The sequence below is a fragment of the Streptomyces sp. NPDC093591 genome, from assembly GCF_044764885.1.
GTDB lineage: Bacteria > Actinomycetota > Actinomycetes > Streptomycetales > Streptomycetaceae > Streptomyces.
Map to the genome: position 1 here is coordinate 367,996 of NZ_JBIWIY010000010.1, position 10,208 is coordinate 378,203.

The window sequence follows — 10,208 nt, forward strand, 5'->3', positions numbered from 1 at the left end:
CCCTACCTCCCCTGCCACTTCGGCGGACGCTTCTCCGTGAAAGCCGCGTGGAACTCCGCATAGTCCTCGCCGTTCATCAGGAGGGCCTGCGTCGACGCGTCCATCTCCACCGCCGCCGCCAGTGGCATGTCCAGCTCCGCCGTCAGCAACGCCTTCGTCTGGGCGTACGCCAAGGCCGGGCCCTCGGCCAGGCGGCGGGCGAGCGTCCCCGCGGCCTCGTCCGCCTTGCCCTCCTCCGTCAGCTCGCTGATTAGGCCGATGCGCTCGGCCTCCGGGGCGCGGACCGGCTCGCCCAGCATGAGCAGGCGGGTCGCGTGCCCGAGGCCGACGACGCGCGGCAGCAGATACGCCGCGCCCATGTCGCCGCCCGACAGGCCCACCCGGGTGAAGAGGAAAGCGAAGCGGGCGGTGGGGTCGGCCACCCGGAAGTCGGCCGCGAGTGCCAGGACCGCTCCGGCCCCGGCCGCCACCCCGTGCACCGCCGCGATCACCGGGAACGGGCACTCCCGTACGGCCCGCACGACCTGCCCGGTCATCCGGTTGAAGTCGAGAAGCTGGGCGGTGTCCATGGACAGGGTCGCGTCGATGATCTCGTCGACGTCGCCGCCGGAGCAGAAACCGCGGCCCTCGCCGGCCAGCACCAGGGCCCGTACCGCCCTCTCCCTCGACAGCTCCGCGAGCAGATCGCGCAGGTCGGCGTAGGCGCCGAAGGTGAGCGCGTTGAGTTTCTCGGGGCGGGCGAGGGTGACGGTGGCGACCCCGTCGGCGTGCTCGACCCGCAGATGTTTCCAGTCGGAGGTGCGGGCGGCGGAGCCGGTGAAGGGACTCATGACGTGCGGCCTCCTCGGGCGGACGGCGGGCACTGCCTCACGGAGCTCTACCCCTCGAAGTTATCACCCAACTTTGACTGTCGTCACGAGTGCGCAATAGACCGTTCGGGTGTGACCTGGTCCCGTCACATCCGTCACGACTCCGCGACACCGCCGTAACGGCGGGATCAGCCGGGGGAGGCGGGCCGTTCACCCGGGTAAGCCGCCCAGCAGTCGGGGCCGAAGGTCCCGAACGGTGCCCTTCGGATGCCTCTGCCGGGTGGCGCCGTACCATTCATAAGGTTGAAAGCAGGACAGCCTGCTCATGAACGGACCCGCCTTGCAAGATCGCCCCGCAGCCTCCGCCTCCTGGCGCATCGCACTGCCGCACACCGTCGCGGCCGTGCCCGTCGCCCGCGCACTGGTCCGTACGGCGCTGGCCGAGCTGGAGCAGTCCGCCGACAGCGACACCGCGGAGCTGCTCACGGCGGAGCTGGTCGCGAACGCCGTGGAGCACACCGCGGGGAGCGGCCCGATAGAGCTGGTGGTGGAGCTGCTGCCGTCCGGCTGCCAGGTCGAGGTGCACGACCCGGACCCGGCACCGCCGGGCAACCTGACCCGGCCCGCCGTCGGCGAGCCCGATCCCTGGCAGGAGCACGGCCGCGGCCTGCTGCTGATCCGCGCCTTGAGCTCGTCCTGTGGCCACCGCCTCACCGACTCCGGCAAGGCGGTGTGGTTCCGGCTGCCGGTCATCCCAGCTCAGCGAAAGCCCACCTAGGGGCGTGGGGCTGTGTCGATTTGCGGCTCCGCCGCGTGGGCGCGACCAGCCACACACGGCCGGCAGCGGGCAGACCACCCGCACCCCCGCGGCGCTCCCCCCTGAAACTCAGGCCAGCGTGGCCACCAGAACCGCCTTGATCGTGTGCATCCGATTCTCCGCCTCGTCGAAGACCACCGAGTGCACCGACTCGAACACCTCGTCGGTCACCTCCAGCGACTCCAGCCCATGGGTCTCGAAGATCTCCTGCCCCACCTTCGTACCGAGGTCGTGGAAGGCCGGCAGGCAGTGCAGGAACTTGACGGCCGGGTTCCCGGTGGCGCGCAGGACGTCCATGGTCACCGCATACGGAGCGAGCGCGGCGATCCGCTCGTCCCAGACCTCCTTGGGCTCCCCCATGGAGACCCAGACGTCGGTGGCGACGAAGTCGGCGCCCGCCACGCCCTCCTCGACCGCCTCGGTGAGGGTGACGCGCGCCCCGCTGGCCCCGGCGAGTTCCCGGGCCCGGTCGACGATCTCCTGGGCGGGCCAGTAGCTCTTCGGCGCGACGATCCGTACGTCCATGCCGAGCAGGGCACCGGTGATCAGGTAGGAGTTGCCCATGTTGAAGCGGGCGTCGCCCAGGTAGGCGAAGGCGATCTCGTCCAGCGGCTTGCTGCTGTGCTCCGTCATCGTCAGCACGTCGGCGAGCATCTGGGTGGGGTGCCAGTCGTCGGTGAGGCCGTTGTAGACGGGCACGCCGGCGTACGCGGCCAGCTCCTCCACCTTCGCCTGGCTGTCCCCGCGGTACTCGATCCCGTCGTACATCCGCCCCAGCACGCGCGCGGTGTCCTTCACGGACTCCTTGTGGCCGATCTGCGAGCCGGACGGGTCGAGGTACGTCGTCGAGGCGCCCTGGTCGGCGGCCGCGACCTCGAACGCGCAGCGCGTGCGCGTCGAGGTCTTCGCGAAGATCAGCGCGATGTTCCTGCCCCGCAGGTACTGCGTCTCGGCCCCGGCCTTCTTGGCGGCCTTCAGCTCGGCGGCCAGCTCGATCAGTCCGCGGAACTCCTGCGCGGTGAAGTCGAGCTCCTTGAGGAAGTGGCGGCCGGCGAGGGCGGTCGGGACAGTCGCCATGGGGGCGCTCCAGAGGTACGTGAACAGGGACCCTGGAAGTCTATACGACCTTCAGCATTTCTATACGGCCTCACGTTCGACCGGACAGCTCATACAGCGCGGCCCGCCCCGCCCCCGCCCCAGCTCGCTGCCCGGGATCTCGATCACCTCGATGCCCTGCTTGCGCAGATGCGTGTTGGTGGTGGAGTTCCGCTCGTAGGCGACGACGACACCCGGCTCGACGGCCAGCACGTTGCAGCCGTCGTCCCACTGCTCGCGTTCGGCCGCGTGGACGTCCTGGGTCGCGGTCAGGACGCGGATCTCACTGAGGCCCAGGGCGGCGGCGATCGCGCGGTGCATGTGCTCCGGAGGATGGTCGGTGACCTTCAGCTCCTTGTCGCCGGCGCCCGGTTCGATGGTGTAGGAGCGGAGCATGCCGAGCCCGGCGTACTGGGTGAAGACATCGCCGTCGACCATCGTCATCACGGTGTCGAGGTGCATGAGGGCGCGCCGCTTGGGCATGTCGAGGGCCACGATCGTCTGGGCCGACCCGGCGGCGAACAGCTTGTGGGCGAGCATCTCGACGGCCTGCGGCGTGGTCCGTTCGCTCATCCCGATGAGGACCGCGCCGCTGCCGATCACCAGGACGTCCCCGCCCTCGATGGTGGAGGGGTAGTCGGCCTGCCCCTCGGACCAGACATGGAACGTTTCCTCACGGAACAGCGGGTGGTGCCGGTAGATCGCCTCGAAGTGCACGGTCTCGCGCTGGCGGGCGGGCCAGCGCATGGCGTTGACGGAGACGCCGTCGTAGATCCAGGCGGAGGTGTCGCGGGTGAAGAGGTGATTGGGGAGGGGCGCGAGGAGGAAGTCGTCGAGCTCCATGACGTGGAAGCGCACGGAGATCGGCTCGGGGTGCGCCTCCAGGAACTCCCGCTTGGTCATACCGCCGACGAGGGCCTCGGCGAGCTCGGCCGACGGCAGACCTTCGAAGGCCGCGCGGAGGTGGTCCGTGGCCAGGACCCCGTACTCCTTCTCGTCGAAGACCCGGTCCAGGACGAGCCCCCGGGCCGCCGGGATCTCCAGGGCCTCGGTGAGCAGGTCGCCGAAGAGGTGGACGGTGACCCCGCGGTCACGCAGGACGTCGGCGAACCCGTCGTGCTCGGCGCGCGCCCGGCGCACCCACAGCACGTCGTCGAAGAGCAGCGCGTCCTTGTTGCTGGGGGTGAGCCTTTTGAGCTCGAGATCCGGCCGGTGCAGGATGACGCGGCGCAGCCGCCCGGCCTCGGAGTCGACATGGAATCCCATGCCTCCATCCTGACCATCGGCGACCGAGTTCACCCCCTGCTCGACCGTTTCCGTTTTCGTCCCCTCGACGACAAGCGGCCACCACCCTTACGCGGTCCCGGCCACCGGTACGTCACCGGTGGCCGGGAACTCAACGGCGGCCACTCCCCGGCATCACGTCACAGCCGCGGGTCCACCGGCTCCGACTCCAGCGCCAGCACGCCGAACACCGCCTCGTGCACCCGCCACAGCGGCTCGCCGTCCGCCAGCCGGTCCAGCGCCTCCAGCCCGAGCGCGTACTCGCGGATGGCGAGGGACCGCTTGTGGTTGAGGAACCGCTGCCGCAGACGGGCCAGGTTGTCCGGGCGCGTGTACTCGGGACCGTAGATGATCCGCAGGTACTCGCGGCCCCGGCACTTGATGCCCGGCTGCACCAGGCGCCCCGCGTCACTCCTCACGACCGCACCGAGCGGCTTGACGACCATGCCCTCACCGCCGCGGCCGGTCATCTCCAGCCACCAGTCGACGCCGGCCTGGACCGACTCCGGGTCGCCGGTGTCGACGTACAGGCGCCGGGTCGTCCGGAGCAGGCCCGTGCTGTCGTGCTCCACCAGCCGGTCGAGGAGTGCGAGCTGCTCGTCGTGCGGGAGCGCGGCGAGGCTGCGCCCCTGGACCGCCAGGATCTGGAAGGGGGCCAGGCGTACGCCGTCCAGGCCGTCAGTCGTCCAGCAGTAGCGGCGGTACGCCTCCGTGAACGCGGCGGCGTCCGAGGCACGTTCGCGCTGGCGTGCCAGCAGCCCGGACACGTCGACGCCGCGCGCCGCGGCGCCCTCCAGGGCGGCCAGCGCACCGGGGAACACGGCCCCGGAGGCGGCGCCGACCGCCGCGTACTGCGAGCGCAGCAGGCCGGAGGCCTTGAGCGACCACGGCATCAGCTCGGCGTCGAGCAGCAGCCAGTCCGTCTCCAGCTCCGCCCAGAGACCAGCCTCGGTCACAGCGCCCCGGAGCCGCTCCAGGATCGTCTCCGTCACGGACTCGTCGTCGAAGAAGGGGCGACCGGTACGGGTGTACAGCGATCCGGTGGGGCCGTCGACCCCGAACCTCTTGCGCGCGACCTCCGCGTCCCGGCACACCAGGGCCACCGCCCGCGAACCCATGTGCTTCTCCTCGCACACGACCCGCTCGACCCCGTCCTCCTTGTACTGCGCGAAGGCCTCCGCCGGGTGCTCCAAGTACCCCTCGATGTGTGAGGTCGCCGTCGGTGCCATCGTCGGCGGGAGGTACGGCAGCAGGCGCGGGTCGACGGCGAAGCGGCTCATGACCTCCAGAGCCGCCGCCGCGTTCTCCTCACGGACGGACACCCGGCCGGCGTGCCGCGTCTCCACGACCCTGCGCCCGTGCACGTCCGCCAGGTCCAGCGGTCGCCCGTCGTGCCCGCCGGGTGCCTCCGTCCGCAGCGGCTTCGTCGGCTCGTACCAGACCTGCTCGGCCGGTACGTCGACCAGTTCCCGCTCCGGCCAGCGCAGCGCGGTCAGCTTGCCGCCGAAGACAGCACCGGTGTCCAGGCAGATGGTGTTGTTCAGCCATGTGGCCTCCGGCACCGGAGTGTGGCCGTACACCACAGCCGCCCGGCCCCGGTAGTCCTCCGCCCATGGGTAGCGCACCGGCAGCCCGAACTCGTCGGTCTCCCCGGTGGTGTCGCCGTACAGCGCGTGCGAGCGCACCCGCCCCGACGTACGCCCGTGGTACTTCTCGGGCAGACCGGCGTGGCAGACCACCAGCCGGCCGCCGTCGAGGACGTAGTGGCTGACGAGCCCGTCGATGAACTCCCGCACCTCGGCGCGGAACTCCTCGCTCTCGCCCTCCATCTGGTCGATGGTCTCGGCGAGTCCGTGGGTGTGCTGGACCTTGCGGCCCTTGAGGTAACGCCCGTATTTGTTCTCGTGGTTGCCCGGCACACACAGCGCGTTGCCCGACTTCACCATCGCCATCACGCGGCGCAGCACGCCCGGGCTGTTCGGGCCGCGGTCGACGAGGTCGCCGACGAAGACGGCGGTACGGCCGTCCGGGTGCACGCCGTCGACGTAGCCCAACTTGCCGAGCAGGGACTCCAGTTCGCTCGCACAGCCGTGGATGTCGCCGACGATGTCGAAGGGGCCGGTGAGGTGGGTCAGGTCGTTGAAGCGCTTCTCGGTGACGACGGTGGCGTTCTCGACGTCCTCGACGCCCCGCAGGACGTGCACCTTGCGGAAGCCCTCGCGCTCCAGGTGCCGGAGCGAGCGGCGCAGTTCACGGGTGTGCCGCTGGATGACCCGGCGCGGCATGTCGGCCCGGTCGGTGCGGCTCGCGTTGCGCTCGGCGCACACCTCCTCCGGCACGTCGAGCACGATGGCTATCGGCAGCACGTCGTACTGCTTGGCCAGGTCGACCAGCTGCCGCCGGGCGTCCTGCTGCACGCTGGTGGCGTCGACGACCGTACGACGGCCGGCGGCCAGGCGCTTGCCCGCGATGTAGTGCAGGACGTCGAAGGCGTCCCGGGTCGCGCTCTGGTCGTTCTCGTCGTCGGAGACCAGGCCGCGGCAGAAGTCGGAGGAGATGACCTCCGTGGGCTTGAAGTGCCGGCGGGCGAAGGTGGACTTGCCGGAGCCGGAGGCGCCGACGAGTACGACGAGGGAGAGGTCGGTGACGGGCAGGACCCGCCCCTCGGACGTCCGGGTGGTCTCGCTCATGCGGCCTTCGCCTCCTTCTCGTCGTTCACGCTGCTCTGCATGCTGAAAACGGCCATCTGCGTGGGCGGCCCCACCTCCGGGTCGTCGGGTCCCACGGGCACGAACTCCACGCCGTACCCGTGCCGTTCGGCCACCGCTTCCGCCCAGGCCCGGAACTCCTCGCGGGTCCACTCGAAGCGGTGGTCGCCGTGCCGGACGTGCCCGGCCGGGAGGGACTCCCAGCGGACGTTGTACTCGACGTTCGGGGTCGTCACCAGAACCGTCCGCGGGCGGGCGGAGCCGAACACCGCGTACTCCAGGGCGGGCAGCCGCGGCAGGTCGAGGTGCTCGATGACCTCGCTGAGGACGGCGGCGTCGTAGCCCTTGAGCCGGCTGTCGGTGTAGGCGAGGGAGCTCTGGAAGAGCTTCACCCGCGAGGCCTGCCGCTCCCCCATCCGGTCCAGCTTCAGCCGCCGTCCGGCGATGGTCAGCGCCCTCATCGACACGTCCACGCCCACGATCTCGGTGTACGCGGGGTCCTTGAGCAGCGCCTGCACCAACTGCCCCTGCCCGCATCCGAGATCGAGCACCCGGGCGGCTCCGGACGCCTTCAGCGCGGCCATGATCGCGTCCCGCCGCTGCACGGCGAGCGGCGTCGGCTTCTCCTCCCCCTCGCTCTCCTCCTCGACGGCGTTGTCGATGTCCTCGACCTCGCTGTCGTCGGCCTCCGCGAGCCGCACGAGCTCCAGCCGCTCCATCGCCTGCCGGGTCAGCGACCAGCGGCGCGACAGATACCGGCTGGTGATCACCTTCTGCTCCGGGTGCCGGGGGAGCCAGCCCTCACCGGCCCGCAGCAGCTTGTCGACCTCGTCGGAGGAGACCCAGTAGTGCTTGGCGTCGTCGAGGACGGGGAGCAGGACGTACAGGTGGCGCAGGGCCTCGGCGAGGGTCAGCGCGTCCGACTCCAGGACGAGACGGACGTAGCGCGAGTCGCCCCACTGCGGGAACTCGGTGTCCAGCGGCACCGGCTCGGCGGTCACCGCCCAGCCGAGCGGCTCGAACAGCCGCCGTACGAGCTCCGGGCCGCCTCGGGCCGGCAGTGCGGGCACCTCGATCCGCAGCGGCAGTGGCTGCGCGGCGCGCTCGGGCCGGGCGTTGCACACGCCCCGCAGCGCGCTGGAGAAGACGGCGCTCAGTGCCACGGCCAGCAGCGAGGAGGCCGCGTACGGACGGTCGTTGACGTACTGAGCGAGCGCCGCGTCGGGCGCTCCGCCCCGGCCCTTGCCCTTGCCGCGCCGGACCAGTGCCACGGCATCGACCTCCAGCAGCAACGCCGCCGTGCAGCGCTCGGCGTCCGCCTCCGGGTAGAGGACGTGCGCCTTGCCGTAGGAAGTGGAGAACGCCTGCGATTTCTCGGGGTGCTTGTGCAACAGGTAGCCGAGATCGGTGGCGGGGCGTTCCGGCGTGCCGGTGGTACTGATCGTCAGGAACACGGTGGTTGCCTCGAAAGTGGTCTGAACTGCGGACACCACAACGTACAGCCCGCCGCCCGGCCGTACGCAGGCATTTTTGCTGGCCACCGCCAGGGCGGGCGGTGGAGCGGCGTCTCGGTGATCCTGAAGACGACGGTAAATAAAAGGCTGTTGAGAACCGGAAAAGAATCACCGATTCCGCTCGACCGCGGCGAAGGCCAAGCCCGGGTAATCCCTCGGCAATTCCACGGCACACACCACCGCACCCGCGAAAAGGAGTCCTCCATGACGGATCTCCGCAGGGCCGGACAGCGCCTCGGGCAGCGCGTCCGTGCCATCGCTGCCCGAGGCGTGGCGTGGCCTACGACAGCTGCGACTGAACCCGCGAGGAGATGAGCTCCAGGTGGTCCAGATCGTCGAGGTCGAGGAGCTGGAGGTAGATCCGCCGCGACCCGATCTCCTGGTACCGGCCGATCTTCTCCACGACCTCGTCCGGGGAGCCGGCGAGCCCGTTGAGCTTCAGCTCGTCCACCTCGCGTCCGATCGCGGCGGCGCGACGGGCGACCTCCTGGTCGTCCTTGCCGACGCACACGACGAGGGCGTTGGAGTAGACGAGCTCCTCCCCCTTGCGGCCGGCCTCCTCGGCGGCGGCCCGCACGCGCCCGAACTGCCGCTCGCTGTCCTCGACCGAGGCGAACGGCATGTTGAACTCGTCGGCGTACTTCGCGGCCAGCCGCGGCGTACGGGTGGCGCCGTGCCCGCCGATCAGGACCGGAATGCGGTCCTGGGCGGGCTTGGGCAGGGCGGGCGAGTCGCTGAGGTCGTAGTACTTCCCGTGGAAGTCGAAGGTCTCACCGACCTCGGTCGCCCACAGCCCGGTGACGATCGCGAGCTGCTCCTCCAGCCGCCCGAACTTCTCCTTCGGGAACGGGATGCCGTACGCCTGGTGCTCCTCCTCGAACCACCCGGCTCCCAGGCCGAGTTCGACACGGCCGCCGGACATCTGGTCGACCTGGGCGACCTGGATGGCGAGCACGCCGGGCAGTCGGAAGGTGCCGGCGGTCATCAGGGTCCCGAGGCGAATCCGCTTGGTCTCCCGCGCGAGGCCGGCGAGCGTGATCCAGGCGTCCGTGGGGCCGGGAAGACCATCCACGGAACCCATCTTCAGATAATGATCCGACCGGAAGAAGGCATCGAAGCCAAGGTCCTCGGTGGCCTTCGCCACGGTGAGGAGCGTGTCGTAGGTGGCGCCCTGCTGGGGCTCGGTGAAGATGCGAAGATCCATACGTCCATCCTGCACGCCGCGCCACCCGTGGACCGAACCGGTCCCCCGGCCGTCCGCGTCCCCGGTCGGGTGAATTCCGTCCACCCCGTTGCCGCCCCCCGCCCGGGCCAGTGACCGCCCCCGACGGTGATCGTTGGCTCGGTCGGAGCCGGACCGCCCGGCCCCCGCCCCGGCCGTCGAGCGCCGGACGCGTCACCGTGTCGGCCCGCTTCCATCGCGGGCCGGAGGCCGAGGAGGCCGTCATGTCCGAGAACTTCCCGCCACAGCAGGGCGGCGGCACCGGCCAGCCGAAAGGACTGCTACAGCAGATGGAGGAGCTGATGGCGGCCCTGAACGCGGACCTGTCGGCCCTCGACGCGGATCTGCAGTCGACCGGGGGGTCCGGGCGCGGGCACCTGCAGGACGGGGAGACGGCCTGACTCCGTCGGCTGGGCCGGGTCTGCGGGGTACCCGGCGCGGGGGCTGGGCGGGGGTACGTCGCGCAGCCCGGCGCTGACGGGGCGCCGCCCGCGCCCACCCGTGCCGCCCCAGCACAGCCGCGAGTAGGGCTCGGACAGGACGGTCCGCGGCTGGGGCGGCGACTGCACGCGGCTGAGGCGTGGAACGGCCCGCAGTCGCCCGCGGCGGGAAGGGGACGGGCCGGGGGGTGTCCGCCCGCAGAGTCGGGCGTCAAGAAACAGCACCTCCAGCCCAACGCCCACCGCCCGACCGAGGACGGACACCCCCCGGCCCGGCCCCGCCCCACAACCCAACCCAAGGCCGTACCCGCACCCCCCC

General features: G+C 71.0%; 8 protein-coding genes. 2 read left to right on the plus strand and 6 right to left on the minus strand.

The window, feature by feature from the left end:
* Positions 1–2 precede the first annotated feature (2 nt).
* A complete protein-coding gene (locus tag ACIREI_RS23370; RefSeq protein ID WP_403335902.1) occupies positions 3–830 on the minus strand; it encodes an enoyl-CoA hydratase family protein in 828 nt (275 codons plus the stop codon).
* A gap of 304 nt (positions 831–1,134) precedes the next feature.
* Here ACIREI_RS23370 and ACIREI_RS23375 point away from each other — a divergent pair, with 304 nt between their 5' ends.
* Complete coding sequence (locus ACIREI_RS23375) at positions 1,135–1,587, plus strand: ATP-binding protein (protein WP_403335904.1); 453 nt, start codon at positions 1,135–1,137, stop codon at positions 1,585–1,587.
* 108 nt (positions 1,588–1,695) lie between these two features.
* Here the strand turns inward: ACIREI_RS23375 and argF are convergent, their stop codons facing one another.
* The 5 genes from argF to ACIREI_RS23400 all read right to left on the minus strand — a co-directional run bounded on the left by argF (position 1,696) and on the right by ACIREI_RS23400 (position 9,431).
* Complete coding sequence (gene argF, locus ACIREI_RS23380) at positions 1,696–2,703, minus strand: ornithine carbamoyltransferase (protein WP_403335906.1); 1,008 nt, start codon at positions 2,701–2,703, stop codon at positions 1,696–1,698.
* A gap of 60 nt (positions 2,704–2,763) precedes the next feature.
* Complete coding sequence (locus tag ACIREI_RS23385) at positions 2,764–3,987, minus strand: arginine deiminase (RefSeq protein ID WP_403335908.1); 1,224 nt, start codon at positions 3,985–3,987, stop codon at positions 2,764–2,766.
* A gap of 158 nt (positions 3,988–4,145) precedes the next feature.
* On the minus strand, positions 4,146–6,695 hold the full coding sequence (locus tag ACIREI_RS23390) for a polynucleotide kinase-phosphatase (protein ID WP_403335911.1): 2,550 nt from the start codon (positions 6,693–6,695) through the stop codon (positions 4,146–4,148).
* Positions 6,692–8,167, minus strand: coding sequence for a 3' terminal RNA ribose 2'-O-methyltransferase Hen1 (locus ACIREI_RS23395; protein WP_403335913.1), 1,476 nt, complete (start codon positions 8,165–8,167; stop codon positions 6,692–6,694). Before ACIREI_RS23395 ends, ACIREI_RS23390 begins: the two co-directional genes overlap by 4 nt.
* 340 nt (positions 8,168–8,507) lie before the next feature.
* Complete coding sequence (locus ACIREI_RS23400) at positions 8,508–9,431, minus strand: LLM class F420-dependent oxidoreductase (protein WP_403335916.1); 924 nt, start codon at positions 9,429–9,431, stop codon at positions 8,508–8,510.
* Between the two features lie 242 nt (positions 9,432–9,673).
* On the opposite strand from ACIREI_RS23400, the gene ACIREI_RS23405 reads away from it, so the two are divergent.
* A complete protein-coding gene (locus ACIREI_RS23405; RefSeq protein ID WP_403335919.1) occupies positions 9,674–9,850 on the plus strand; it encodes a hypothetical protein in 177 nt (58 codons plus the stop codon).
* Positions 9,851–10,208: the final 358 nt, after the last annotated feature.

Bases quoted from the DNA above. Each gene is read 5' to 3' on its own strand.
- ACIREI_RS23405 (WP_403335919.1), top strand. From the start codon at position 9,674: ATGTCCGAGAACTTCCCGCCACAGCAGGGCGGCGGCACCGGCCAGCCG.
- ACIREI_RS23385 (WP_403335908.1), bottom strand. From the start codon at position 3,987: ATGGGATTCCATGTCGACTCCGAGGCCGGGCGGCTGCGCCGCGTCATC.
- ACIREI_RS23375 (WP_403335904.1), top strand. From the start codon at position 1,135: ATGAACGGACCCGCCTTGCAAGATCGCCCCGCAGCCTCCGCCTCCTGG.
- ACIREI_RS23390 (WP_403335911.1), bottom strand. From the start codon at position 6,695: ATGAGCGAGACCACCCGGACGTCCGAGGGGCGGGTCCTGCCCGTCACC.
- argF (WP_403335906.1), bottom strand. From the start codon at position 2,703: ATGGCGACTGTCCCGACCGCCCTCGCCGGCCGCCACTTCCTCAAGGAG.
- ACIREI_RS23400 (WP_403335916.1), bottom strand. From the start codon at position 9,431: ATGGATCTTCGCATCTTCACCGAGCCCCAGCAGGGCGCCACCTACGAC.
- ACIREI_RS23370 (WP_403335902.1), bottom strand. From the start codon at position 830: ATGAGTCCCTTCACCGGCTCCGCCGCCCGCACCTCCGACTGGAAACAT.